Annotated in this window: 22 protein-coding genes; 10 read left to right on the top strand and 12 right to left on the bottom strand. The window is 70.9% G+C overall.

Features of this window, described 5'->3' with window-relative positions:
* Positions 1-6 precede the first annotated feature (6 nt).
* Complete coding sequence (locus R9X44_RS32260; RefSeq protein WP_319818144.1) at positions 7-1,158, top strand: D-alanyl-D-alanine carboxypeptidase family protein; 1,152 nt, start codon at positions 7-9, stop codon at positions 1,156-1,158.
* Here the strand turns inward: R9X44_RS32260 and R9X44_RS32255 are convergent.
* The gene (locus R9X44_RS32255; protein ID WP_319818143.1) at positions 1,155-1,607 is read right to left on the bottom strand and encodes a hypothetical protein; all 453 of its coding nucleotides are present in this window, start codon (positions 1,605-1,607) and stop codon (positions 1,155-1,157) included. The two genes, R9X44_RS32260 and R9X44_RS32255, sit on opposite strands and share 4 nt — an antisense overlap.
* A 41-nt stretch (positions 1,608-1,648) precedes the next feature.
* A complete protein-coding gene (locus R9X44_RS32250; protein ID WP_319818142.1) occupies positions 1,649-2,944 on the bottom strand; it encodes a hypothetical protein in 1,296 nt (431 codons plus the stop codon).
* 136 nt (positions 2,945-3,080) lie between these two features.
* Between R9X44_RS32250 and R9X44_RS32245 the strand changes: the two genes are divergently transcribed.
* Positions 3,081-4,016, top strand: coding sequence for a YihY/virulence factor BrkB family protein (locus R9X44_RS32245; RefSeq protein WP_319818141.1), 936 nt, complete (start codon positions 3,081-3,083; stop codon positions 4,014-4,016).
* 9 nt (positions 4,017-4,025) lie between these two features.
* On the opposite strand, the gene R9X44_RS32240 is transcribed toward R9X44_RS32245, so the two are convergent.
* The 3 genes from R9X44_RS32240 to galE form a co-directional block, all read right to left on the bottom strand.
* Entirely contained in the window at positions 4,026-5,339 is a 1,314-nt protein-coding gene (locus tag R9X44_RS32240; RefSeq protein WP_319818184.1) for a glutamate decarboxylase, read from the bottom strand.
* A gap of 124 nt (positions 5,340-5,463) precedes the next feature.
* The gene (gene galK, locus R9X44_RS32235; RefSeq protein WP_319818140.1) at positions 5,464-6,552 is read right to left on the bottom strand and encodes a galactokinase; all 1,089 of its coding nucleotides are present in this window, start codon (positions 6,550-6,552) and stop codon (positions 5,464-5,466) included.
* Positions 6,549-7,508, bottom strand: a complete 960-nt coding sequence (galE, locus tag R9X44_RS32230; protein ID WP_319818139.1) for a UDP-glucose 4-epimerase GalE — start codon at positions 7,506-7,508, stop codon at positions 6,549-6,551. Before galE ends, galK begins: the two co-directional genes overlap by 4 nt.
* A gap of 240 nt (positions 7,509-7,748) precedes the next feature.
* On the opposite strand from galE, the gene trpS reads away from it, so the two are divergent.
* On the top strand, positions 7,749-8,783 hold the full coding sequence (gene trpS / locus R9X44_RS32225) for a tryptophan--tRNA ligase (protein WP_319818138.1): 1,035 nt from the start codon (positions 7,749-7,751) through the stop codon (positions 8,781-8,783).
* Entirely contained in the window at positions 8,773-9,321 is a 549-nt protein-coding gene (locus R9X44_RS32220) for a 2'-5' RNA ligase family protein (RefSeq protein ID WP_319818137.1), read from the top strand. The genes trpS and R9X44_RS32220 overlap by 11 nt, the downstream gene beginning before the upstream one ends.
* Here R9X44_RS32220 and dnaE read toward each other — a convergent pair.
* The 3 genes from dnaE to R9X44_RS32205 form a co-directional block, all read right to left on the bottom strand.
* Positions 9,299-12,889: a DNA polymerase III subunit alpha gene (dnaE, locus tag R9X44_RS32215; protein WP_319818136.1), complete on the bottom strand. Its 3,591-nt coding sequence runs from the start codon at positions 12,887-12,889 to the stop codon at positions 9,299-9,301. The two genes, R9X44_RS32220 and dnaE, sit on opposite strands and share 23 nt — an antisense overlap.
* A gap of 82 nt (positions 12,890-12,971) precedes the next feature.
* Entirely contained in the window at positions 12,972-14,171 is a 1,200-nt protein-coding gene (locus R9X44_RS32210; protein ID WP_319818135.1) for a GH25 family lysozyme, read from the bottom strand.
* An 87-nt stretch (positions 14,172-14,258) separates the two neighbouring features.
* The gene (locus R9X44_RS32205; protein WP_319818134.1) at positions 14,259-15,038 is read right to left on the bottom strand and encodes a hypothetical protein; all 780 of its coding nucleotides are present in this window, start codon (positions 15,036-15,038) and stop codon (positions 14,259-14,261) included.
* Positions 15,039-15,162: 124 nt separating this feature from the next.
* Here R9X44_RS32205 and R9X44_RS32200 point away from each other — a divergent pair, with 124 nt between their 5' ends.
* Positions 15,163-16,320, top strand: a complete 1,158-nt coding sequence (locus tag R9X44_RS32200) for an amidase family protein (RefSeq protein WP_319818133.1) — start codon at positions 15,163-15,165, stop codon at positions 16,318-16,320.
* Here R9X44_RS32200 and R9X44_RS32195 read toward each other — a convergent pair.
* Positions 16,317-16,757: a MarR family winged helix-turn-helix transcriptional regulator gene (locus R9X44_RS32195; protein ID WP_319818132.1), complete on the bottom strand. Its 441-nt coding sequence runs from the start codon at positions 16,755-16,757 to the stop codon at positions 16,317-16,319. The genes R9X44_RS32200 and R9X44_RS32195 overlap by 4 nt on opposite strands.
* A gap of 143 nt (positions 16,758-16,900) precedes the next feature.
* On the opposite strand from R9X44_RS32195, the gene R9X44_RS32190 reads away from it, so the two are divergent.
* Both R9X44_RS32190 and R9X44_RS32185 read left to right on the top strand, forming a co-directional pair.
* Positions 16,901-17,521 (top strand): maleylpyruvate isomerase family mycothiol-dependent enzyme, encoded by a 621-nt coding sequence (locus R9X44_RS32190; protein ID WP_319818131.1) that lies wholly within the window; start codon positions 16,901-16,903, stop codon positions 17,519-17,521.
* Positions 17,522-17,628: 107 nt separating this feature from the next.
* Positions 17,629-20,844 (top strand): NACHT domain-containing protein, encoded by a 3,216-nt coding sequence (locus R9X44_RS32185; RefSeq protein ID WP_319818130.1) that lies wholly within the window; start codon positions 17,629-17,631, stop codon positions 20,842-20,844.
* A gap of 16 nt (positions 20,845-20,860) precedes the next feature.
* Here R9X44_RS32185 and R9X44_RS32180 read toward each other — a convergent pair whose 3' ends face one another.
* Positions 20,861-21,571 (bottom strand): TetR/AcrR family transcriptional regulator, encoded by a 711-nt coding sequence (locus R9X44_RS32180; protein WP_319818129.1) that lies wholly within the window; start codon positions 21,569-21,571, stop codon positions 20,861-20,863.
* An 84-nt stretch (positions 21,572-21,655) separates the two neighbouring features.
* On the opposite strand from R9X44_RS32180, the gene R9X44_RS32175 reads away from it, so the two are divergent.
* Complete coding sequence (locus R9X44_RS32175; RefSeq protein ID WP_319818128.1) at positions 21,656-22,633, top strand: MFS transporter; 978 nt, start codon at positions 21,656-21,658, stop codon at positions 22,631-22,633.
* Here R9X44_RS32175 and R9X44_RS32170 read toward each other — a convergent pair.
* A complete protein-coding gene (locus tag R9X44_RS32170; RefSeq protein WP_319818127.1) occupies positions 22,601-23,215 on the bottom strand; it encodes a Uma2 family endonuclease in 615 nt (204 codons plus the stop codon). The two genes, R9X44_RS32175 and R9X44_RS32170, sit on opposite strands and share 33 nt — an antisense overlap.
* A gap of 184 nt (positions 23,216-23,399) precedes the next feature.
* Here R9X44_RS32170 and R9X44_RS32165 point away from each other — a divergent pair, with 184 nt between their 5' ends.
* Positions 23,400-24,227: an SDR family NAD(P)-dependent oxidoreductase gene (locus R9X44_RS32165; RefSeq protein WP_319818126.1), complete on the top strand. Its 828-nt coding sequence runs from the start codon at positions 23,400-23,402 to the stop codon at positions 24,225-24,227.
* A gap of 31 nt (positions 24,228-24,258) precedes the next feature.
* The gene (locus R9X44_RS32160; protein WP_319818125.1) at positions 24,259-25,626 is read left to right on the top strand and encodes a sugar porter family MFS transporter; all 1,368 of its coding nucleotides are present in this window, start codon (positions 24,259-24,261) and stop codon (positions 25,624-25,626) included.
* Here the strand turns inward: R9X44_RS32160 and R9X44_RS32155 are convergent, their stop codons facing one another.
* Positions 25,627-26,187, bottom strand: coding sequence for a type 1 glutamine amidotransferase domain-containing protein (locus R9X44_RS32155; protein WP_319818124.1), 561 nt, complete (start codon positions 26,185-26,187; stop codon positions 25,627-25,629).
* Positions 26,188-26,205: the final 18 nt, after the last annotated feature.

The following is a 26,205-nucleotide window of genomic DNA, read 5'->3' as shown; positions in this document are numbered from 1 at the left end:
GTCTTCATGGGACTTCCATTGCGCGCGGCGTCCGCGCTCGCCGCCGCCTCGCTCGTCGCGCTGCTCACCCCCGGCACCGCCGTGGCGGCCGCGCCGCCGAGACTCGGGCAGCTGAAGAAGATCAAGGCGGGCTCCTGGATCATCGCCGACGCCGGGACCGGCAAGGTGCTGGCCGCCAAGAACCCGCACAAGCGGTTCCTGCCCGCGAGCACCCAGAAGGTGCTGACCGCGGTGACGCTGATCCCGCTGCTCGGCGCGGACACCGCGATCAAGCCGACCGAGGAGACGTGCTACCCCGAGGGCACCAAGGTCGGCATGACGCCCAAGCTGACCTACAAGGCGGCCGACCTGTTCCGCGCGCTGCTCATGGTCTCGGCCAACGACGCGGCGATGTCCCTGACGATCCCGCAGGGCGGTCTTGAGCCGACGCTCGACCTGATGAACGCCGAGGCCAAGCGGCTCGGCGCGAACGACACGCTCGCGGGCTCGCCCAACGGCCTCGACGTCGACCTCGGCCTGAGCGTCAAGACCCAGTACACGACCTCCTACGACCTCGCGGTGATCCTCAGGCAGGGCCTGACCATCCCCGAGTTCGTCGAGTACTCCCAGACGAACGACGCGACGTTCCCCGCGCTGCGCCCCGCCAAGGTCGACAAGGAGACGAAGAAGAAGACCAAGGCGAAGAAGTACAAGATGCCGATCTACTCGCACATCCGGATGCTGCCGACGCAGTCGCAGGCGTACGACGGGTTCCTCGCGGGCAAGAACGGCTACACCAACGCGGCGCGCCAGACCTTCGTGGGCGCGGCAGAACGCGACGGCCGCACGATCATCATCGCGCTGATGGCCGCCGACAGCCTGTGGGACAACGCCAAGACCCTGTTCGACTGGGGCTTCAAGAACGCCGACCTCGCCGAGCCCGTCGAGTCGCTGCCCGCGCAGCCCTCGCCCGAGCCGACCGGGCTCGCCGCTGGCCCGGACGCGACGACCGCCGCCGCGCCCTCCCCCGACGACTCCGAGGCCACGGTGCCGCTCGTGCTCGCGGGCGTGGGCGGCGGCTTCGCCGTCACCGCGGGCGCGGCGGTCCTGGTGATCCGACGCCGCCGCAAGCCCGCGCCCGTGCCCGGCCCGGGTCCCGGTCCCGGGCCGCTGGACTAGCGTCCCCGGGTCTCGATCTCGTTGTCCGACGGCTCCCGGTCGGGGACCTCGGTGACGGCGCGGACGCGGATCGGGCCGTGCCCGTCCGGGCGCAGGGTCACGGTGAGCGCGCCGCCGGGGGCGAGGCCGCGCGGCCAGACGCACGCGCCGCAGTCGGCCGGGGCGCGGTGGCGCGCGTCGAACTCGAGGGTGAGCCGCCCGGTCCGCGCCCGGCTGACGTTCTCGATCCTGACCTGACGCCGGTCGACGGTCACCCTGACGTCGGTCCCGTCGACGGGTTCGCGCACGACCGGCGGGGTGAGCGTCTCCACGGCACGGCCCGTCTCTTTGACGGGTTCCGGCAGCGCGAGCACGACCGCGCACACGAGCCCGCCGCCGAGCGCCCCGAGCCCGAACGGCAGCAGCGCGCCGAGCGCCGTCCTCGGCGGCCGCTCGTCCCCAGTGATCACCCTCGGCACCCCTTCGGTAACGGAACGCGAGAACGCGGACGTCATGAAGGTAGCGCGCCGGGCACGGGTTCAGGCAGCGGTTCCGCGACGCGTCCGCGCTCCCCCGCCGCGGCGGCGCGCAGCGCGCGCAGGAGCAGCACCGCGGCCGTCAGACTGGACAGGACGAGCGCCGCCTCGACCCGGACCAGCGCGGGCCCGGGCAGCAGGCACGCGGCCCCGAAGACCACGAAGGCGGCCGTCCAGCACAGGGCGTTCACCCGGTGCGCCCCGAGCGCGACGAGCCCCGCCTGGAAGACCTGGGCGACCATGCAGACCCCGGTGACGGCGGCGAGGACCACGAGATGGCCCCTGCCGAGCGTGAACCCGTCGCCGAACGCGATCTCCAGCGCGAGCGGCCCGGCCACGGCCGCCCCCACGACGCCGAGGGCCGCGACGGCCGAGGTGGCCGCGAGGACCCCGCGCAGCTTCACCGCGAACAGCGCGCGGTCGCCCGCCGCGAGCGCGCCCGCGAGGCCCGGCAGCAGCACCGCCTGCACCCCCTGGAACAGGAACAGCGGCACCCGGACGATCACGAACGCGGCGAGGAACCTTCCGGCGGTCCCGTCGGCGTCGCTGAGCACCTGGACCGCGACGGTCGGCGCGTGCGCGACGGCCTGGGCCGCGACCCCCGCGAGCAGCAGCCACCCGAGGTTCGCCGACAGCTCCGACCAGGCGGCGGGCGGGCCAGGACTCCCGGCTCCGCGCAGCCCCGGCAGCGTCACCGCGAGCGCGACCAGCGGCGCGGCCGCCAGCAGCCACAGATACGGGCCCGGCGCGGCGACCCCCGCGCCGAGCAGCAGCCCGCACGCGACGATCCGGACCGCGCCCTCGACGCCGAGCTGCCCCGAGTACCAGCCGAACCGCCCGGCCCCCGCGAAGACCCCACGGCTCACGTAACCGGCGGCCATGACCGTCATGGAGAGCGCGAACACCCCGGCGTGGACGAGGCCGCCGCCGAACAGCGCGGGGACCGCGAGCGGCGCGAGCGCGACCGAGGCGACCAGCAGCGCCGCGAGCACCGCGCCCGCCGCAAGCGCGACCCGGCCGACCAGCGGCCCGGTGCCCGTCCGACGGGCCCGCCGCGCCGCGAACGCCCGCCCGAGCTCCTGCTCGAACGGCAGGAACGCGCCGATCCCGAACGTGTACACCAGCGTCCAGAGCGTGGAAAGAGCCGCGAACTCTGCCGAACCGACCGCCCGGGCGCAGACCACAAGGTAAACGCTCGCCGACCCACCGAGCAGGACAAGCCCGACACCCATGCGTGCCGTGCCCGAGCGCACGGTTCTTGGTTCGTCCACGGCGAGGTCGCGTCCATCGGCTGGGGGAAGGAAGGGGCGGATCAGGCTTCCAGGGGTGCGAGTGTGGGCATGTTATGCCCTAAGTGTCACTGGACGGTGACCAGAGGCGGCGCGCTTGAAAGGTAATGTCCCGAGGATGAAGGGGCGTTTCGCGCGCTTGAAGGCCGCGTTCTCCGGCGAGGCGCTCGGCGCGCGGATGCGGGTCGCGCGGTCGAAGTACCGCTGGCTCGACCATCTGACGCGGACCTGGTCCTGCTACACCGCGCGCGGCGGCGACGACATGGCCGCCTCCCTCACCTTCTACTCGTTCCTGTCGTTCTTCCCGATGCTCGCGCTCGCCTACGCCCTGCTCGGCTACTCCCTGCACTTCAGCGACACGTTCCAGGGCTGGCTGATCACCGCGATGAACGACTACCTGCCGGGCCTCGCCTCCCGGCTCGACGTCGAGCGGATCGCCGGGGCGCGGGTCGGCGCGAGCGTCGTCGGGCTCGTCGGCCTGGCCTGGACGGGGCTGGGCTGGGCGGGCAACCTCCGCAAGTCGATCCGCACCCTGTGGGGGCTTGAGCCGAAGGCCCCCGGCAACTTCTTCGTGCTGCGGCTGCGCGACCTGTGGGTGCTGGCGTTCCTCGGCGTCATGCTGATCTGCTCGGTCGCCGCGACGACGTTCGCGACGAGCCTCACCGGCCGCGCGCTCGACTTCACCGGCATCGGCGGCATCTGGGCGACGCTCACGCTCCGCCCGATCTCCATCGTCGTCGCGCTGGTGTTCAACACGCTGATCTTCCTCGTCCTGTTCACCAGGCTCTCGGGGACCAAGGCGTCGTGGCGGCACGTGTTCAAGGGCGCGCTGCTGGCGGCCGTCGGGTTCGAGGTGCTGAAGACGCTCGCCGCGCTGCTGCTCGGCATGGTCACCTCCAACCCCGTCTACGCCTCGTTCGCGGTCCTGGTCGGCGCGCTGCTGTGGATCAACATCGTGTGCCGCCTGATCTTCCTCGCGGTCTCCTGGACGTCGACGCGCAGCGTGGTCCGCCGCGCCGACCACCCGACGCGTTCCGACCCGGACGCCGCCTAGCCACGCCCGTCAGTGGTGGAAGCCGGGCTGGTGCGGCGCGCCCATGCCGGTCGCCGGGATGCGGCGCAGCGCCCGTTCCATGTCGTCGGCCAGGAGCGAGATCTCGTCCTTGCCGATCCCGTGCCTGACCAGGACGCGCTGGATCGTCGTCGCGTCGCGGTCGGGCGGCAGCGGGTAGGACGGCACCTGCCAACCCCTGGTCCGTAGCTGCTCGCTCAGGTCGTACGGGGAGAACCCGACGCCGTCGCGCAGCTTGTAGCTGACGGCCGGGAGCGCGCCCTGGCCGTCATAGAGCAGGTCGAACGGGCCCATCGCCCTGATCCGCTCGGCCAGATAGCGCGCGGTGTCCGCGTTGGCCTGCGCGATCTTGCGGTAGCCCTCGTGCCCGAGCCGCAGCAGCGTGTAGTACTGCGCGACGACCTCGCCGCCCGGCCGGGAGAAGTTCAACGCGAACGTCGGCATGTCCCCGCCGAGGTAGCTGACGTCGAAGACCAGCTCCTTCGGCAGATGGTCGGCCGACGCCCACACCGCCCACCCGACGCCGAGCGGGGCCATCCCGTACTTGTGGCCGGAGGCGTTGATCGACGCGACGCGGTTGACCCGGAAGTCCCACACGAGGTTCGGCTGGAGGAACGGCGCGACGAACCCGCCGCTCGCGGCGTCGACGTGGATGGGGATGTCGAGCCCGGTCGTCGCCTCGATCCTGTCGAGCTCGGCCGCGATCTCCGCGACGGGCTCGTACACGCACGTGTAGGTGACGCCGAGGATCGCGACGACCCCGATGGTGTTCTCGTCGACGTGGTCGGCGATCTGGTGCGGCCGCAGCCCCGTCGCGCCCTTCTCCAACGGGATCTGCCGCATCTCCACGTCGAAGTACCTGCAGAACTTCTCCCAGCACACCTGGACGGGCCCGCACACAAGATTCGGCCGCCCGACGTCCTTCCCGGCCGCCTCCCGCGCCTTCCGCCACCGCCACTTCAGCGCGAGCCCCCCGAGCATCGCCGCCTCACTCGACCCCGTGGTCGAGCACCCCACGGTGTCGTCGGCCGCGCAGTTCCACAGGTCCGCCAGCATCCGCACACACCGCGCCTCGATCTCGGCGGTCTGCGGATACTCGTCCTTGTCGATCATGTTCTTGTCGATGCACAACCCCATGAGGTCCCGCACCTCAGGACTGTTGTACGTGGTGCAGAACGTCGCGAGGTTCTGCGCCGACTCCCCGTCAAGCCGCAACTCCGCCCGAACCGCCTCAAAGGCCGCCCGAGGATCACTCTCCCCCTCCGGCACCCGCCTCTTCGGCAACACCCGCTCCGCCAACGGCATGCTGAACACATCGTCCAACAAATCAGTCTTCACCCGAACCCGATGCAACCCCATACCCCCCGCCTACCCCACGCGTCCCCCGGCGAAAGGGACGCGCAGGCCGCTTGACGAGTTCTTTCCGCCGCTAGGACAGGCGGTGGGCGCCGGGGGCGGCGGTGGCGATGAGGTAGTCGGGGGTGGGCCAGGAGGAGGTGGTGAAGCGGGTGGTGATGGCTTCGCGGATGGTGTCGAGGGTGTCGGCGCGGGCCAGGATGATCACCGAGCCGCCGAAGCCGCCGCCGACCATGCGGCCGCCGCGCGCGCCCGCGCGGACGGCCGCCTCGACCGCGGCGTCGGCCTCGGGCCAGGAGACCTCGTAGTCGTCGCGCAGTGACAGATGCGAGGCGTTGAGCAGCGCGCCGACCTCGGCGATCGCGCCGGCCTTCAGCAGGCCGACGGTCGCCTCGACCCGGTGGTTCTCGGTGACGACGTGCTTGACGCGGCGGCGCAGCACCGGGTCCTTCAGCCGGGACAGCGCCTCGCCGAGGTTCTTGACGTCGCGCAGCGAGGCGACGCCGAGCTGCCGGGCTGCCTCCTCGCACTGGGCGCGGCGTTCGCCGTACTTGCCGTCGCCGAGCGCGTGCCGCGCGTTGGTGTCCACGATGAGAATCCGGAACCCGCCGAGCTCCAGCGGGATCTGGGACGACAGGCCGGAGCGGACGTCGAGGAGCAGCGCGTGTTCCGCGGTGCACAGCAGCGACGCCGACTGGTCGAGGACGCCCGTGGGCACGCCCGCGTAGGCGTTCTCGGCCCGCTGCGCGACCGGCACGAGCTCCTTGGCCGAAAGGCCCAGGTCGTACATGTCGTTGAGCGCGACCGCCGTCACGCACTCCAGCGCCGCCGACGACGAAAGCCCCGATCCGGCGGGCAGATCCGAGGTGAACCGCAGCGTCGCCCCGCCGACCGGGTGTCCCGCCTCGCCGAGCGCGCCCGCGACCCCCGCGACGTACGCCGCCCAGCCCTTCACCGAACCCGGCCGCAACCCCTCAAGCGGGACGATCTCCGTCTGCCCGCCCGAGTGCAGTTCGAGCACCCCGTCGTCGCGCCGCGCCGCCTCGGCCGTGATCCCCTGCGGCAGCGCGAACGGCAGGACGAGCCCGTCGTTGTAGTCGGTGTGCTCGCCGATCAGGTTGACCCGTCCCGGCGCGTGCCACACCCCGTGTTCGACGCTCACGCCGACTCCCCCCTCGCGAACGCCCAAGCGTCGGCGACCATCGCGCGCAGGTCGCGTTCCGGCTTCCAGCCGAGATCGGCTCTGATCCGCTCCGACGACGCCACGAGCACGGCCGGGTCGCCCGGTCTGCGCGGCCCGACCGAGACCGGGATCGGGTGGCCGGTGACCGCACGGCACACGTCGATCACCTCCTTGACCGAGTACCCGCTCCCGCTCCCCAGGTTGTAGATCAGGTGGGTGCCGGGCTCGGCGGCCGTCAGCGCGAGCAGGTGCGCATTGCCGAGGTCCACGACATGGATGTAGTCGCGCACGCAGGTGCCGTCGGGGGTGGCGTAGTCGTCGCCGAAGACGTCGACGCGCGGCACCTCGCCCGACGGGACCCGCAGCACGTTCGGGATCAGATGGGTCTCCGGATCGTGCCGCTCGCCGAACCTGCCGTGCGCCCCGGCGACGTTGAAGTACCGCAGCGACACCGCGCCGAACCGGTACATCCTGGCGAACTCCGTCAGGACGCCGTCGATCGCGAGCTTGGTCTGGCCGTACGGGCTCGTCGGCCGCGCGGGCGCGTCCTCGGGGATCGGGACGGCTTCCGGCTCGCCGTACACCGCCGCCGTCGAGGAGAAGACGATCTTGTGCACGCCGTGCGCGCGCATCGCCTCGAACAGCGCGAGCGACTCGCCCAGGTTGCGGTCCCAGTACAGCGCGGGCTCCCGCACCGACTCGCCGACCTGCGACTTGGCGGCGAAGTGCAGCACGGCTTCGAACCCGCCCTCGCCGAGCACCTCCGCGGCGGCCTCGCGCAGCGTCCCCCGGACGAACCGCGCCGCGCCGGGCACCGCGTCGGCGTGTCCCACGGACAGGTCGTCCAGGACGACGACCTCGTGCCCCGCCTCGATCAGCAGGGCCGCGACGACGCTGCCGACATATCCAGCACCACCCGTGACCAGCAGCTTCACCGTAAATGACCCTTCATCGACGTCGGCTCGGGCAGTAGATTGGCTCTGAGGAAGCCTAGCCATACCGCCGACGGAGGTCGCACGACGGCACCGGGGCCGACGTGCCGTTTACCCTTGCCGCCCCCGGGAGATCACGCTAAGGCGGCGCTCGGCCCAGGGCGGCCCCTCATCGGGTGCCGCGCCGCGGGCCGGGTCTGGGAGAATCGAAGCGGCAGGGGTTACCGGCGGAGGAAAAGAGAGATGACCATGAACACGCGCCCCCGGGTCCTGTCCGGGATCCAGCCGACGGCCGAGTCGTTCCACCTCGGCAACTTCCTCGGCGCGGTGCGGCAGTGGGTCCCGCTCCAGGACACCCATGAGGCGTTCTACTTCCTCGCCGACCTGCACGCGATCACCGTCGAGTACGACCCCGAGGTGCTGCGCAGGCGCACCCGCGCGTCGGCCGCGCAGCTGTTCGCCGCGGGCCTCGACCCCGAGAAGTCGACGGTCTTCGCGCAGAGCCAGGTGTTCGAGCACGCCGAACTCCAGTGGATTCTGAGCTGCCTGACGGGGTTCGGCGAGGCGTCCCGGATGACCCAGTTCAAGGACAAGTCGGCCAAGCAGGGTTCGGCCGCGGCAAGCGTCGGGCTGTTCACCTACCCGATCCTGCAGGCCGCCGACATCCTGCTGTACACCCCGCACGTCGGCGAGAAGGACTTCCAGGTCCCGGTCGGCGAGGACCAGCGCCAGCACCTCGAGCTCACCCGCACGCTCGCGGGCAGGTTCAACCACAGGTTCGGCCAGACCTTCGTGGAGCCGAACGCCTACATCCTCAAGGCGACCTCGAAGATCACCGACCTGCAGGAGCCGGACAAGAAGATGTCGAAGTCGGCGTCGTCGCCGCAGGGCATCATCAACGTCCTCGACGAGCCCGCCGCGATGCGCAAGAAGATCATGCGCGCGGTCACCGACACCGGCACCGAGATCAGCTACGACCCGGAGAACAAGCCGGGCGTGTCGAACCTGCTGACCATCATGTCGGCGCTCACCGGCACCCCGATCATCGAGCTCGAGGGCCACTTCCAGGGCCAGGGCTACGGCCAGCTCAAGAAGGAGCTCGCCGAGACCGCGCTCGGGGTCTTCACCCCGATCCGGGACCGCACGCTCGAACTGCTGGCCGACCCGGCCGAGCTCGACCGGATTCTGGAGAAGGGCGCGAGCCGGGCCGCCGAGGTCGCCGCCGGCACGATGGGCGTCGTGCGCGAGCGGGTGGGGCTGCTCAGGCGTGGAGCCTGACACGGTCATCGGGGTCTCCATCGAGGTCCCCGAGCCCTACGCGGACGCGCTGATCCGGGCGAGGGAGTCCTTCGGGGACCCGCTCGCCCGGCGTGTCCCGCCGCACATCACGCTCGTGCCGCCGATGCCGGTGAGCGCCGCGGAGATGCCCGCGATCATCGACCATCTGGCCAGGGCCGCCACGATGATCGACCCGTTCCGGGTGCGGCTGCGCGGCACCGGCACGTTCCGTCCGGTGACGCCCGTGGTGTTCCTCCAGGTCGCCGAGGGCATCGGCCCGTGCTCGCTGCTTGAAGAGAAGCTGCGCAGGCCGCCGCTGGAACGCGAGCTGTTCTTCCCGTACCACCCGCATGTGACCGTCGCGCACAACCTCGACGACGCGGGCCTCGACCACGCCTTCAAGGAACTCGCCGACTACCACGCGGTGTTCGAGTGCGCGGCCTTCCAGCTGTCGGAGCACGGGGGCGACGAGGACTGGCGGCTCGTGCGCGAGTTCCCCCTCGGCCCCCGGCTCGTCACACCTCCGCCAGCGCGCTAGGGCCGAGCAGCACCTTCAGGTCGCCCGCGAACGCCCCGTACTCGAGGCTCACCTCGTAGTCCGGCAGGTTGATCATCAGGACCCGCCGGTTCAGCATCTCAAGCCGCAGGTGCACCGGGTTGTCGCCAGGGTGCGCCTTGAGGATGCGCTTCAGCTCCTCCACGAGGTCGCGGTTCACCCGCTCCTCACGCAGCCCGATCACGACGGGGGTCTTGCCGTCGGCGCGGGCCGAGGAGATGTCGAGGAACTCGATGCCGGTGGCGGTGAACGAGACTGTCGCGTCCTCGCCGTTGTCGCGGGTCTTGATCCGGCCGGTCACCGACACGACGAGGTCGGGCGCGAGGTTCGGCCCGTACAGCTGGTAGGTCTGCGGGAAGCACGGCACCTCGATCGAGGCGTCGTGGTCCTCGATCTTGAGGATCGCCCAGACGTTGCCCTGCTTGGTGACCTTCTTGTCGACGCCCGAGATGATCCCGGCGATCCGGAACTCGCCCCGCGTGTCGACCTGGCCGTCGAGGATCGAGACGATCGTGTAGTCCCGGTTCTTCTCCAGAATCCGCTCGGCCCCGTTCAACGGGTGGTCCGACACGTACAGGCCGAGCATCTCCCGTTCGAAGGCGAGTTTGGTCTTCTTGTCCCACTCGACGTCGGGGACGGTGACGCTGAAGGCGTCGGCGGAGGAGTCGTCGGCGTCCTCGAACGCGCCGAAGAGCGAGTCCTGCCCCATCGCCTCCTTCTTCTTGACGTCGATGACGGAGTCGATCGCGGTGTCGTGCACCTGGATCAGGCCGAACCTCGGGTGGCCGAGGCTGTCGAACGACCCCGCCTTGATCAGCGATTCGATCGTCCTCTTGTTGCAGACGATCTGCGGGACCTTCTTCAGGAAGTCGTTGAAGTCGCTGAACTTGCCCTGCTCGGTGCGCGCGTTGATGATCCCGTTGATCGCGTTCTCACCGACGTTCTGGACCGCGCCCAGGCCGAACCTGACGTCGTCGCCGACGGCCGCGAAGCGGAGCAGCGACTCGTTCACGTCCGGCGGCAGGACCTTCAGCTTCATCCTGCGGCACTCGGCGAGGTAGATCGCCATCCTGTCCTTGTTCGTGCCGACGGACGTGAGCAGCGCGGCCATGTACTCGGCCGGGTAGTTGGCCTTCAGGTAGGCGGTCCAGTAGGACACCAGCCCGTACCCGGCGGTGTGCGACTTGTTGAACCCGTAGGAGGAGAAGGGTTCCAGGACGTCCCAGACGGCCTTGGCCATCTCCTCGGTGTAGCCGTTGTCGACCATGCCGGAGGAGAAGGTGGCCCACTGCTTGTCCATCTCCTCCTTCTTCTTCTTGCCCATCGCGCGGCGCAGGATGTCCGCGCCGCCGAGCGTGTACCCGGCGAGCTGCTGCGCGATGGCCATGACCTGCTCCTGGTAGACGACCAGGTGGTAGGTCGTGCCGAGGATCGGCTCGAGCGCGTCCTTCAGGCCCGGGTGGATCGGCACGATGTCCTGCTGGCCCGCCTTGCGCAGCGCGTAGTTGACGTGCGCGTTCGCGCCCATCGGACCCGGACGGCCGAGCGCCAGGACCGACGAGATGTCCTCGAACCGGGCCGGGGCGATCAGCTTGGTCAGGTCGCGCATCATCGAGGAGTCGAGCTGGAACACCCCGAGGGTGTCGCCGCGCGCCAGCAGCTCGTAGGTCTTCTTGTCGTCAAGCGACAGGTTGAGCATGTCGACCTCGACGCCGCGGTTCTTCTTGATGTTCTCGACCGCGTCGCCGAGGACCGTGAGGTTGCGCAGGCCGAGGAAGTCCATCTTCAGCGCGCCCATGGACTCGCTCGAGGGGCCGTCGAAGCCGGTGATGCGGGCGCCGTCGTCGGGGCGCATGACGACCGGCATGACGTCGACCAGCGGCTGCGAGGAGATGATGACGCCCGCCGCGTGCACGCCCGTGGTCCTGGTCAGGCCCTCGAGGCCGAGGGCGGTGTCCATGACGCGCTTGACGTCCTGGTCCTCCTCGTACAGGTTGCGCAGCTCGGACGCCTCGGCGTACCTGGGGTGCTTGGGGTCGAAGACGCCGTCGAGCGGGATCTCCTTGCCCATGACGGCGGGCGGGAACGCCTTGGTGATCTTCTCGCCGACCGCGAACGGGTAGCCGAGCACCCGCGCTGAGTCCTTGACGGCCTGCTTGGACTTGATCGTCATGAACGTCACGATCAGCGCGACGTTCTCTTCGCCGTACCGCTCGGTGACGTAGCGGATCATGTCGCCGCGCCGACGCTCGTCGAAGTCGAGGTCGACGTCGGGAGGGGAGATGCGCTCGGGGTTCAGGAACCGCTCGAACAGCAGCGAGTGCTCGATCGGGTCGAGTTCGGTGATCCGGGTCACGTAGGCGACCATCGAACCCGTCGCCGAACCACGGCCCGGACCCACCCAGATGCCATTGTCCCGGGCATAGCGGCAGATGTCGGCGACCACGAGGAAGTAGCCGGGGAAGCCCATGTTCTCGATGACGCCGAGCTCGTACTCGATCCGCTCGGTGATGTGCGCCGGGACGGGCTCGCCGTACCGCTCGGCCGCGCCCCTGTGCGACTCCTTGCGCAGCCAGCTCATCTCGGTCTCCCCCTCGGGGACCGGGAACTTGGCGTACAGGTCGCGGAAGGCGAAGACGTCGTCGTAGGACTCGACGCGCTCGGCGATCAGGAGGGTGTTCTTGCAGCCGTCCTGCCAGACGTCGGAGGTCGGGTTCAGGCCGCGCATCTCGTCGGCCGAGCGGACGTAGTAGCCGCCGCCGGAGAACCGGAACCTGTCGGGCGCGCTGATCAGGGAGTTCGTGCCGACGCACAGCAGCGCGTCATGGGCCGTCGCCTGGTCGGCGGTGACGTAGTGGGAGTCGTTCGTCACCAGCGGCGGGATGCCCAGCTCCTTGCCGAGCTTCAGCAGGTCCTCGCGCACCCCGGTCTCGATCGGGATGCCGCCGTGGTCCATCAGCTCGAGGAAGTAGTTCTCCTTGCCGAAGATGTCCTGGTACTTGGCGGCGTGCTCGCGCGCCTTGTCGTACTGGCCGAGCCGCAGCCGCGTCTGCACCGCGCCCGACGGACAGCCCGTCGTGGCGATGATCCCCTCGTGGTAGAGGTCGAACAGCTCGTCGTCCATGCGCGGGTACTTCTTCATCCGTCCCTCGAAGTTCGCGAGGGAGGAGATCCGGAAGAGGTTGCGCAGTCCCTGGGCGCTGTAGGCCCACATCGTCTTGTGCAGATACGTGCCCGACGCCGACACGTCGCCGCCCAGGCCCGTCTGCTCGTTGGACTTGCGCTGGTGCGGCTCGCCCCAGAACACCGGCTGCTTGTGGAACCGGGACTCGGGGCTCACATACCCCTCGATCCCGATGATCGGCTTGACCCCGGAGCCCTTGGCCTTCTTGTGGAACTCGTACGCGCCGTGCAGGTTCCCGTGGTCGCTCATGGCGATCGCGGGCATGCCCAGCTCGGCCGCCCGGTCCGTCAGCTTCCCGACCTTCGCCGCACCGTCGAGCATCGAGTACTCGGTGTGAACGTGCAGGTGGACGAAGGAATCAGCCATGATCGACAGACCTCTCGCAGGGCGGACGGGGGCGGTCTCACCTTAGCGCCGCCCCCGGGTTCCCCGGGTTCGAACAGAGGGGTCAGCGGGTGATCGGGAGGGTGACCTTCGACGTGTTGTTCTTCTTGCCGGGGTCGAGGATGTTGGGGGTCTGCAGGCCCAGGGTGACCGCGGGCTTCTGGCCCGGCTTGAGCTGCTTGGTGACGGTGAACCAGACCTTGAAGTTGACCGCCTTCTTGGCCGGGAGGGTCTTCCAGACGCACTTGAGGCCGTAGGAGACCTTCTTGCACGCCTTGGGGAAGCCGGTCGCCTTCAGCTTCTTGGCGGGGAACTTCACGTAGACGCGGGTCGTGCCGCTGGCGTCCGGGCCGGTGTTGGTCACCTGGACCTTGACCGACGCCTTCTTGCCGACGCGGTACTTGCCGTTCTTCGTCACCTTCACGCCGACGTTCGCGACGGGCTTGTCGGCTTTCTTGGCGAACGCGCGAAGCTGCTTCAGCGTCCCGGGGAACAGGTTCTGGTCACCGGGGAAGAGCGGCTTGTCGTTGCCGTTCCAGAACTGCCAGAACGTGTACTTGCTGAAGCCGCCGAGCATCGCGGGTTCCGGGTACTTCACCGGGTCCTTGTAGTTGGCGACCCACAGCGGGTTCGTCAGCGCGAACGCGGCAGTGCCGTTCGGCTCGGCCGGGGAGCCGGTGCAGTTGCGCCACCAGTTCTGGTTCGAGTACAGCATCGGGTAGCGGCCGGTGCGCTTGAAGTAGGTGTTCGAGAAGTCCCTGATCCAGGCGATCATCTGCTTGGGCGTCAGGTTGTAGCAGTCGACGCGCAGGCCCGGCACCTTCGGCAGGGTCGAGTACGGGTCGCTCTCCATGTCGAGCGCGCCCGGCAGGGACATGCCGTCGGGCTTCCAGCCGCCGCCGCTGTCCACGAAGAAGTTCGCCTGGGTCGCGCCGGACGACTTGTCGGGCCCGGCGAAGTGGTACGCGCCCTGGATGATGCCGTACTTGCGCGCCTCTTCGGCGTTGCGCGCGAAGTACGGGTCGACGTACGGGGTCGCGTTGTCGGCCGTCGAGGTGCCGCGGGTCGCCCGGATGATGGCGAACTTGGCGCCGTTGTCGGCGATGGTCTTCCAGTTGACGTTCGGGCCCTGCCAGTAGCTCACGTCCAGGCCGGGGACGGTGTTCGGCGGGGCCACGGGGGCGGCGTGGGCGACCGAACCGGTCAGGATGGTCCCGGCGGCTAGGGCGGTGGCGACCAGGATGCTTCCGGCGACGCGCGGCACAGCGCAACTCCCCTGCTGTTGACTTCGGAGTGCCAGCACCCTAGCGCACGATCTTGATAGGAAACTGTCGGAAACCGTGAGAAAGCGCTAATCCCGCTGCAGTCGGACGACTGGGACGGATGTGAACGCGCCGTTGTCCTCCGGAAACGTCTCGCCCACCTTCGCCGCGTCGACCGTCGCGAAAATCTCCACCGCGCGGCGTCCCGGCTCGGGGCGCGCCCGGAACGCGAACCCGACCATCGCGCCGGGGTCGAGCGCGGCCGCGTCGCAGACCACGCGGCGCGGGCCCGTCAGACAGCCCGACGGGACCTTCGTGAACCGCGCGCCGCGCACCGCGACAGTCACGCTCACCTTGCGGGCCGGCCGCTTGCCCTTGTTCAGCGCGCGGACGTGGAAGCGGAACGGGCCGTCCGAGCCGCGCGGGGTGCGCAGGCGTACGGCGAGGTCCGTGCCGGGCTTCACACGGACCGTCGTGCGCGCGCTTGCGCCGTCGGCCTCCGCGACGACCGTCTGACGGCCCCGCGCCGTCGGCTTGACGATGCCGGAGACCGTCACCGTGCTGACCGACTTCGGGGCGAGTGTGCCCAGGCCGCACCTGACGACGCGTTTCTTCTCCCGGCATCCGGCGGGAAGGCCGATGACGTCGATGCCGCGCGGCACCGTCACCGTGAGACCGACCTTCCGTGACGCGCTCGCGCCCCGGTTCGCGACCGTCACCAGAAAGTCGAGGACCCCGCCGGGACGGGCGTCGCCCCACGCGTCGACCTTGAGGCGGAGCGCCGGGGAACCCGTCGCCACCGCGGGCGCGGCCCCCACCAGCATGCCGCCGGAAAGCACCAACACCCCGCACCACGTCACAGCCCGCACGGGCACTCCTCCCCCTCAGCGCGCGCGGCACGATACCCGCGCCGCGCGCGGCCCGCCCGACGGGACACGCGACGTTGCCTTCCCTTGGGCGTACGGGGCCGCGCGGGGAAGGTAAGAAGGGGGGATGGAGGAGATCGCACCGCTGGTCCCGTGGATCGGCGACGGCCCGCTCGCCCCGCCCGCCGACGGCCCGCTCGACGGGCTGCGCGTCGCGGTGAAGGACAACATCGACGTCGCGGGCTGGCCGACGGGCGCGGGCAACCCCGTGTGGCTCGCCGAGCACGCGCCGCCCGGGGAGGACGCCGAGGTCGTCGCGCGGCTGCGGCGGGCGGGCGCGCCGATCGTCGGCAAGGCGCACATGGACGAGCTCGCCTACAGCCTCGCCGGGACCAACGTCCACTACGGCTCGCCCCGCAACCCGCTCGCGCCCGGCCACTACACGGGCGGCTCCTCCAGCGGGTGCGCCTCGGCTGTCGCGTCCGGGGACGCCGACGTCGGGCTCGGGTCGGACACCGCGGGGTCGATCCGCGTCCCGGCCGCCTTCACCGGCCTGTACGGGTGGCGGCCTTCGCACGCGCGTATGCCCGCTTCGGGGATGGTGCCTCTGGCCCCCACCTTCGACGTGCCGGGGGTGATGGCACGTGACGCCGCGACGCTGGAACGCGTCGCGCTCGCGCTGCTCGACCCGCCCGCGCAGCAGACCGTCGCGCTCGAATGGCTGCTCGTGCCCGACGACCTGTGGTCCGAGGTGCCGCAACGGGTCCGCGAAGCCTACGAGCCGGTCCTGGGGCGGTTGCGGGGGCTGCTGAAGGCCGACCGCACCCCCCTGTTCAAGCGGCCCTCCCAGTGGCGTGAGGCGATCGCGGCGTTCGCGACGGTCCAGGGCGCGGAGGCGTGGCGGCTGCTCGGGCCATGGATCAGCTCGACGACCCCCGCGTTCGGGCAGTCCATCGGGGCGCGGTTCGCGCACGCCGCGCGGCTGACCGACCACGACGTCGCGCCCGCCCGCGAGAAGGTCGACCACGCGGGGGCGAGCCTGCGGACCCGTCTACGCGGGAGCGTATTGGCGGTTCCTACCGTGCCGTTCACACCGCCCGCCCTTACCGAGGACTTCCCGCGCGTGCGTCTTCTGCCCTTCTCCTGCCTCGCGCCCTTGGCCGCCGCCCCCGCCGTCACCCTTCCGCTGGCGGAGCTCGACGGGCTGCCTCTGGGGCTCACCCTCATCACCCAGCCTTCGACCGACGAAGACCTCCTCGCCCTCGCCCGGACGTCTTTGGTCTAGTCCCGGTCCTGGTAGGGGTCGGTGATGTCGCGGAGGCGGGTGAGGGCGTCGCGCAGCGCGGCGAGGCGGCGCGGGCCGAGGTGGGCGAGCCACTCGGCCTCGACGGCGGCGGTGGCTGCGTCGGCGACGGGTCTTGCCGACTCGGCGCGCGCGGTCAGCCTGACGAGCCTGGCCCGCCCGTCCGACGGGTCGGGCACCCGCTCGACGTACCCGGCCCGCTCGAGCTGCTCCACGAGGTAGGCCGCGGTCTGCTTCGTCACCTGGGCGGACTCCGCGAGGTCGGCCGCGCGCGACCCGCCGGGGTCGATCCTGGCGAGCAGCCGTGCCTGCGCGGGCGTCAGCGGGTGCCCCGCCTCCTCTAGCGCGGCGAACACCCGGCGTTCCATCTCCCGGTAGGGGATGAACAGCAGCACCCCGAGTCCGAGCTCGTCGGGCACCGGCGCACCTCCTTGACGATGGTCAGAACCTCTGTCTAATTTAGACAGAGAGCCTGACTTTATTTCGGACCATGCTAGCGCAACGGACGGGAGCGGACATGGGTGCGTCAACGGACAGAAGCGATACCCCGGGCAGGATCACCATGGACGACGCGGAGATCTGGCGGCACATCGACGCCGAACGCGCCTCGCTCGCCGACTTCCTCGACGCCCTCACCCCCGCCCAGTGGGCGACGCCATCACTGTGCGAAGGCTGGACCGTCCGCGAGGTCGCCGCCCACCTCACCGCGGGCCCCACCGCCCGCCTCGGCGACGTCCTGGCCGGGGTCGTCAGGGCGCGCGGGAACTTCGACCGCTTCGTCGACGCCACGGCCCGCCGCGACGCCCGCAAACCCACCGCCGAGATCACCGCGACCCTGCGCGCCTCCTCCGGCTCACGCCGCCTCGCCCTCGGCCAGCGCCTGTCCTACGCCCTCCTGGACATCCTCATCCACGGCCAGGACATCGCACGGCCACTCGGCGTCGCCCGCCCGATGCCCCTGGAAGCCGCCCGCTTCAGCACCGACACCGTCTACCGAATGGGCTTCCCCTTCCACGCCCGCAAACGCCTCAAGAACGTCCGCCTGGTAGCCACCGACATCCCCTGGACCGCAGGCCAAGGCCCAGAAGCCACCGCCCCCATCGCCTCCCTGCTCCTCCTCGCCTCCGGCCGCCGCTCGGCCGTCGCCGACCTCACCGGCCCGGGCACAGCACTCCTCACCTGACCCACAAATCCCCCCGCACCATCTCATCTCTATGAAAACCGCCACCCAAGCGGACGCTCCGTTGTTATCTGGCATACACGGGGTTTCCGACAGCAGGGGAAGTGCGGATGCGGGCTCGGCGCACGGCGCGCAACGCCGCGATCGCGACGGCGGTCGTCGTCGGCGGGGTGGCGGGCAACCAGATTCTCAACGACGGCGAGTTCGCCTGGCCGTGGATCGCGCCCGCGTTCGGCGCGGCGCTCCTCGGCGTGCTCGGCACCGGCGCGTCCGCACCGGGCGGCGACACGGCGCTGCGCGGGAGGCTCAGCCGCTACCGACGGCAACTGCACGCCTCGGTCTCCGACATGGAGACGCTCGGGCTCGTCACCCGCGGCGAGTTCGTCCTGCGGATGAAGCACGTGTACGTGGACGTCGCGCTGCGCCCCAGGCCCGCGCGCGAGACGTCCGGCGACCCCGGCGTCGGCGTCCGGGCCGATCCCGGCGAACGCCGCCCGCTCGCGGACTTCCTCGACGGCGGACGCGTCCTGGCCGTCATCGGCAGCCCGGGATCGGGCAAGACCACACTCGTCCGGCACACCGCGCTCGCGCTGTCCGAGCCCCCGGGCCCGCCCTGGCGACGCGCCTTCCGGCGCGCGAGGCGGGTGCCCGTCCTGCTGTACCTGCGCGGCCACACCGCCGCGATCCTCTCCGGCGACGCCCGCGGGCTGCCCGAGGTCGCCGTCGCCGCGCCCTGGCTGCGCGGGGCCGTCGAAGCCGACTGGCTCGCCGGACACCTTGAGGCGGGCCGCTGCGTCGTCCTGCTCGACGGCCTCGACGAGGTCGCCGACGAGGCCGACCGGCGGCGCGTCGTCGCCTGGGTCCGCGACCAGATCGCCCGCTACCCCGGCAACGCCTTCGTCGTCACCTCACGGCGGCACGGCTACGAGTCCAACCCGCTGCCCAACGCCGACGTGCTCCAGGTCCAGCGGTTCACCGCCGACCAGGTCGCGGAGTTCCTGCACGGCTGGTACCGCGCGGTCGAACGCCGCGCCCGCGAGGGCTCCGACGCCGACGTCCGCGAAGCCGCCGACGCCCAGGCCGCCGACCTCGTCGCCCGGCTGCGCGCCAAACCGTCGCTGTACGACCTCGCCGCCAACCCGCTGCTCCTGACCATGATCGCCAACGTGCACCGGTACCGCGGCTCACTGCCGGGCACCCGGGCCGCCCTGTACGCCGAGATGTGCGAGGTGCTGCTCCACCGGCGTCAGGAGAGCAAGTCGCTCAGCGACCCCACGGGGTTGTCCGGGTCGCAGAAGGAGGCGGTCGCGGGCCACCTCGCCTTCCAGATGACCGAGCGCGGAGTCCGTGACCTCTCCGAGGCCGACGCCGTCCGCGCCGTCGAGGAGCCGTTGCGCGAAGCCGTCGGCGACCGGCCGGGGCTCGCGCTCCTGTTCCTCGCCGAGGCGACCCGCTGCGGCCTCCTCGTGGAACACGAACAGGGCTGCTACGCCTTCGCCCACCTGACCCTCCAGGAGTACCTGACCGCCGCGCACATCCGCGAACACCCCGACCTGCTGCCCCTGCTCCTCGACGGCGTGCATGACCCCTGGCTGCGGGAGACGACGCTGCTGTGGGCGTCACGGGCGGACGCCACCCCCGTCGTCCGCGCCTGCCTGGACAGGGGCACGGTCCCCGCCCTCACCCTCGCCTTCGCCTGCGCCGACGAGGCCCGCCAACTCCACCCCGCGACCCGCGCCGCCCTCAACGCCCTCCTCACCGAGGAGACCGGCCCCAACCCCGACCGCCGCCGCCTCATCAACGCCATCACCGCGGCCCGCGCCCTCCAGGACGTGATCCGCCTCCACAACGGCACCGAAATCTGCGCCCACCCCGTCTCCCAGGACCTCTGGACCCGCTACCTGCGCGAAGCGATTCCCACCGGACACCACCCCGAACCCGTCGCGCCCGGCCCGGCGACCGGCATTCCAGCGAGCGAGATCCTGCCGTTCCTCGCGTGGCTCAACCGCCTCTCCGAAGCGACCACCGTCTACCTCCCGCCGTCCCCCGCGATCCTCTCCGGCCCCGACGCCGCAACCCTCCCCGCCGCATCCGGCCACACCCTGTGGACCCTCACCGACGACATCCCCCGCCTCCACCGCACCCTGGGCGCCACCTGGCCCTACACCCCCTCCCCCCAACGCCTCGCCGCCTACCCCGACCTCGCCATGGACTGGCTCGACCCCTACCTGAAGCTCGACGCCCGGGGCACCGGCCTCCGCCGCCCCCACCTCACGGCCTACGCGCGCATCTTCGCCCTCGCCCCCTACGGCTCCGCCACGCTCCAGTTCGTGTTCGCCCTCGAGGCCGCCGCGCTCACGACCGCCGAGGACGAGTGCGCGGCCGACCCCCTCGTCGCCGAGATCATGCGTCCGGTGTTCACCCGCCGCGCCGGCGAACTGCACCGTCTCCTCGGCCCCCGGTCCGTGGTGGAGACCGACCGTCGGCTGAACGCGCTCCTCGTCGTCCTCGACCGCGCCACCGACTTCGGCATGATCGACGTGCTCCCCGAGGACCTCACCCCTCCCGTCCCGGACCGGCGCCTACACCGGGCATGGCTCATGAGCCCCGCCACTCGACTGCCGGACTCGGCGAACGACTGGACCGTCTCGCTGTCCCGCGTGCTCGACCGCCTGCGGGACTTCCCGGGCATCGCCCATCCGCCGTCGCGCGAGCCGCCGGCCCAGCAAGCGGCCATGATGCGGAACGCGCGCACCCGCCTGACACAGGAGACGGCGCAGCGCTACCTCATCGCCGAGCGCCAGAAGACGACCAACGCGCTGAAACGCTTCGCGGACACCTGCGTCGCCCTTGACGACGCCCGCGCGTTCCCGTCCGCCTTCGGCGCACCCGTCATCCCCTTCCTCGCCGAGGTGGAGCACAGCTGCGAGTACCTGGGACTGACCCGGCAGGGCATCGCCGACCCGGACCGGTCATATGGGCTCAAAACGGCGTGGAACGAGCCGTACGACGTGCCCACGCCGCCCGAGGACCCGCTCCGCGCCTTCGACGCGATCGTCGAGGGCGTCCCGGAAGGGCGCGGACGGCGGCTCGCCGTCGCCGCCCGCACGATCGTCGCCGGACAGCTCACCAGAACCGAACCCCAGGACGCCCGCCTGTACTTCGCCGCCGTCTTCCTCCTCGTGGCCGTCCGCGCCATGCCCTACTGCCGTGCCCAGGCCGCGAACGTCTCCGCCCTCATCCACACCCTCGTCGCCCTCACCCCGTCGGTGCGCCTGCCCCCGCCCCCCGAAGCCAACTCCCTCCTCTACCTGACCCGAGCCTGACCGCCCGCCGCCCGGATCAGAGGGTGAGGCCGAGGGAGGTGATGAGGTCGCGTATCTCGTCGTGGTAGACGCTCGCCGGGTCGTGGGTGAGGGTGCGCAGGTGGCCGTAGATCTCCAGGGCCATGAGGCCGTGCATGCGGCCCCAGACGCGCATGGTCAGGGCGAGTGCCGCGGGGGGCAGGTCCGGGAACTCCTCGCGGGCGTGGGCGACCAGGCCCGGGGTGAAGTCGGCCCAGTCGTAGTGCCGGTCGTCTCCTCGATGCGCCTGGGCGGTCGGCCAGGCGGCGGCGACAAGGCCGAGGAGGCCGGTGCAGGCGCGCAGTTCGGCGGCCTTGCCGGGGCCGTCCTCGGGTGGGTGGTAGCCGGGCACCGGGTCGCCGTAGATGAGCCGGAAGCCCTCGGGGTTGGCCAGCGCCCACTCGCGCATGGCCCGGGCCCAGGCCATGATCCGGCCGCCGGCGTCGGTCGGCGGTACGGCGTCCCGGGCGGACTCCCCCGCCTCGACCGCCGACGTGTAGAGGTCGCCGATCAGGGTGGTGATCAGGTCGTCGCGGGTGGCGAAGTAGCTGTAGATCGCGCCGGCCGTCATGCCCATCTCGCGGGCGATGGCGCGCAGCGAGATGGCGCCCGGACCGCCGTCGGCCATGAGCTGCAGCGCGATCGTCTTGATCTCGTCGCTGGTCTGCACGCGTAGCCGGGCACGTCGGCTCACGGTCTGCTCTTTCACGCTTGACACTCTACAGAGTTGGACTACTGTACGCCGTGTCGTTAACTGAACGGCGTGTAGTAAATCAACGGCATGTAGGTGACCATGGAATCGCATCGGCTACGCCTTGGGCTGCTCGCGTTGACGCAGCTCATCGTGGCTCTCGACTACAACATCGTGTACGTGGCGCTGCCCGACATCGGAAAGGCGCTGGGCTTCAGCCCGTCATCGGCGCAGTGGGTGGTCTCCGCCTACGCGATCGGGCTCGGCGGGCTCCTGCTGTTCGGCGGACGGGCCGTGGACCGGCTCGGACCGCGTCGGATGTTCATGACCGGGCTGGCGCTGTACGGCGTCGCGTCACTGGCCGGCGGCCTGGCGTCCGGATCCGGGCTGCTGGTCGCCGCCCGCGCGGTGCAGGGCATGGGCGGGGCCCTGCTGACGCCGGCCACCCTCACCCTCATCTACCGGGGGTTCGCCGAGGGTCCCGACCGCAACCGGGCGCTTGGCGCCTGGGGCATGGCGGGCAGCGCCGGGCTGGCCGCCGGGTCCCTGCTGGGTGGGGTGCTGACCAACTACCTGGGCTGGGAGTGGGTGTTCTTCGTCAACGTGCCCCTGGCCCTCGGCTGCGCGCTCGCCGCGCCACGGCTGCTGCCCGTCGACCCCGCCCGCACACCCGGCGCCTTCGACGTGCCGGGCGCGGTCCTGGCCACCGCGGGCTCGGCGCTGCTGGTGTTCGGGCTGGCCAGCGGCCCGGACTCCGGATGGGGGTCGCCGCGCGTCGCCGGAGCGCTGGCCGCTGGGGCGATCCTGCTCGCGCTGCTGCTTGTGGTGGAAGCCCGCACCCGCGACCCGTTGATCCCACTGCGCCTGGCGCGCGGCCGCTCCCTGGCCACCACCACCAAGGAGGTCGGCGGCGCGATGAGCCTCGCCGTCTTCGTCGCGATCGTCACCGGCTCGCACTCCCTCCTGCACGGCCTCCACATCGCAGGATGGACGGCCGCCGCCGTCACCGGCGCCCTGATTACCCTCGTACTTGCCGACCTGGGTCCGTCAGAAGGCGAGGGCGTCCCAGGGGATGTGTAGGGGGAAGGGTTCGGGGAAGTCGATGGCGGGGTCTCGGGGTTCCCATTCGCCGACCGCGACGTAGAAGGCCGGGCGCAGCGGCTTCACCTTGAGGTCTGTGGCCAGGACGCGCGCCAGTTCGTACGCGCGCACGACGGAGATGTCCCAGGAAGCCGCGGAGTCGAGCTCGATCTCCCAGTACCAGGGAATCCCGGCTTCGGCGTAGCGGTCCATCTTCCACACACGCCGCTTCGGCGTGTCAGAACCGGACAGCACCTCACCGGCTATGACGACGTCGGCCGCGGTGGTGTCCGCTCCCCGGGGCAGGCATCTGCGGACGAGGAAGTCAGGGGTCAGATAGCTGGACTTGTCTTCGGAGAAGAACACGTTAGTCTCCACGCCGACCTGCCAGCACGGCGGTTGGTCCCCCTCGCCGCGGGCGCGCATGGCGCGCCGGGCGTGGGCTTCCAGTGCGTTCCGCATGCGGACGGCGAACTGTTGGTGTTCCATGGGCCCGCGCCGGTTCCACACCACACGGCGATCCCACAACTCGATCTCCGCGACGATCTCTTCCGGCAGCCGCTGAAGCTGATCCCAGGTCAAGAACTCGGGAACGTCGGCACCGGGTACGTCAGGCGCATTCGTCGGCATCGCGTCTCCCCCGCTCCGACTCAGGTCAGGTCCACGATAACGGATCGTGCCCTAGTGCCTGGGCGGGATCAACCGCGCGTATTCCTCGCTGTTGTGTCTGGGGTGGGGTGATCGTTTGCTGGGTGTTGGGTGGGGGGTGGGGTTTTGGGGGGTGGGGTGGGGTGACGACGTTGGGGGAGGGGGTGGGACCTTGGCGGGGGCGCGAGGGGTGCTGGAGGGGAGGGCCGGGCTCATTACGGGGGCGGCTCGGGGGATCGGGCGGGCCATGGCGCTTGCGTTCGCCGGGGAGGGGGCGAAGGTCGTCGTCGGGGATGTCGATGATGTTGAGGGGCGGAAGACCGTTTCGCTTGTTGAGGAGGGGGGTGGGACTGCGGTCTTCGTGGCGGCTGATGCTGCCTCGGGGGAAGACTTGAAGCTGCTTGTCGCGGCGGTTGTTGATCATTATGGGCGGCTTGATTGGGCGGTCAACAATGCCGGGCTGGGGACGCCTGACGAGCCGGGGAGGGAGCCGGGGCCCGCGGAGTGGGCCAAGGTGATGGGGGTCGGGCTTGAGGGGGTGCGGGCGGCGCTGGCGCACGAGATCGAGCAGATGCGTCGGCAGGGGGGTGGCGGGGCGATCGTCAATACGGCGGCCTCGCCCAGGTTGAACGTGTCGGGCGGGCTGTCGCCGTGGGTGGCGGCGAAGTCGGGGGTGCTCGGGCTCACCATGGCGGCCGCGCTGCGGTACGCGCGTGACGGCATCCGCGTCAACGCGCTCAGCCCCGGACGCACCCTCACGCCCGCCGTCGAAAAGCAGATGGCCGAGGACCCCGAGCGCACCCGTGAGCTCATCGAACGCATCCCCATGGGGCGGCTCGCCACCCCGGAGGAGCAGGCGCAGGCCGCGCTTTGGCTGTGTTCGCCGCTTTCGTCCTATGTCACCGGCGTCGCGCTCAACGTCGACGGCGGCGCGTCGATCGCCTGAACCCGTCAAACCGTCTGAAGGAAGGCAACCGATGCGCGATCCGCGTCTGCTGCGCGTCACCGGGTACGCCGCGGCCGCCGCCATGGGCGGGTTCCTGTTCGGCTATGACAGCGCGGTCATCAACGGCGCGATCCACGGGATCGAGACGCGGTTCCCGGCCAACCCCGGCGTGACGGGGTTCGTCGTGGCCGCCGACCTGCCCGGCGCGGCGGTCGGCGCGGCCGTCGCGGGCCAGATCGCCGACCGGATCGGACGGCTCGGCGCGCAGCGCGTCGCGGGCGTCCTGTTCGCGGTGACGGCGATCGGCTCGGCGCTGCCGTTCACCGTGTGGGACCTCGCGGCGTGGCGGATGGCCGGGGGCGTCGCGATCGGCATGGCGTCGGTCATCGCGCCGACGTACATCGCCGAGGTCTCCCCCGCCGCCTACCGGGGCCGCCTGGCCTCGCTCCAGCAGCTCGCGATCGTGCTCGGGATCGTGGTGTCCCAGCTCGTCAACTATGTGCTCGCCGCGGTCGGCGACGGCTCGGCCGGCACAATCGGCCCCCTGCACACCTGGCAGTGGATGTTCCTGGTGAACCTGCTGCCCGCCGCCGTCTACCTGCTGCTCAGCACGGTCATGCCCGAATCGCCCCGCTATCTCGTGCGGGCCGGACGCGACGACGCCGCCCGCGCGATCCTCGACCGGATCGAGGGCGGCGACACCGCAGCGCACGTCGCACGGATCAAGGAGGCGCTCGGCCAGCGCAAGGCCCGGCTGTCGGACCTGCGCGGACCGCGCTTCCTGCTGCCCGTCGTCTGGACGGGCATCACGTTGTGCGCGTTCCAGCAGCTGTGCGGCATCAACGTGATCTTCTACTACTCCGCGACGCTCTGGCAGTCCGTCGGCGTCGAGGAGAGCGGATCGCTCCTGCTCAGCCTGTTCACCTCGGTCATCAACCTCATCGGCACGTTCGTCGCGATCTCCCTCGTCGACCGCCTCGGCCGCCGCCCCCTCCTCATGACGGGCTCGCTCGGCATGGCCGTGGCCCTGGCGACGACCGCCTACGCGTTCACCCACACGGTCGGCGGCGTCCTCCCGTTCGGCTGGGGCCTCACCGCGCTGGTCGGCGCGAGCGTCTTCGTGCTGTTCTACGCGCTTTCGTGGGGCGCGATCGTCTGGGTGCTGCTCGGCGAGATGTTCCCGCTGCGCATCCGGGCCGCCGCCATGGGCGTCGCGACGGCCACCCAGTGGCTCGCGAACTGGCTCGTCACGCTGACCTTCCCGAGCCTCAGCGCCTGGAGCCTGCCGGGCACCTACCTCATGTACGCGGCCTTCGCGGCGCTGTCGTTCGTCTTCGTCCGCCGCCGCATCGCCGAGACGAAGGGCCGCACCCTTGAGGCGATCTCCGGCGCGGCATGATCACACGGGCGTCAGTTCCCGCTCGATGGCGTCCAGGAAGGGCTCGAGGTCCTTCGGGGTACGCGAGGTGATGAGCGTGTAGCCGGTTTTGTCGGTCACTTCGGGGCTGTCCTGCCAGGACGCGCCCGCGTTGCCGAGGTCGGTCTTCAGCGACATGTACGACGTGACGTTCTTGCCCTTCACGACGTCGGCCTCGACCAGGGCCCAGGGGGCGTGGCAGATCGCCGCGACGGGGCGGCCGGACGACGCGAAGCTGCGGATGATCTCCAGGGCGTCGTCGTCCATGCGCAGGTTGTCGGCGTTGAGCGCGCCGCCGGGGATCAGCAGCAGGTCGTAGCCCGCAGGGTCGACCTCGCCGAGCGTCTCGGTCGGCTCGACCACGTCGCCGGGCTTCTCGTCCCCGACGAGCGTGCGGATCGGCTCCCGCGACGGGGCCGCGATCTCGACGTCCGCGCCGTCATCGCGCAGCCGCTCCACCGGGACGGTCAGCTCGTCCTGCTCCACCCCGTAGTTGGTGACGATCGCCAGAACCTTCGTTCCGTCCAGTCGTCCACCGCTCATGATCTTCTCCTCTCACTC

This window comes from Actinocorallia sp. A-T 12471 (genome assembly GCF_033875155.1).
GTDB lineage: Bacteria > Actinomycetota > Actinomycetes > Streptosporangiales > Streptosporangiaceae > Actinocorallia.
Note: the sequence above shows the minus strand (reverse complement) of the source record. Positions and strands in the feature narration are given on the sequence as shown.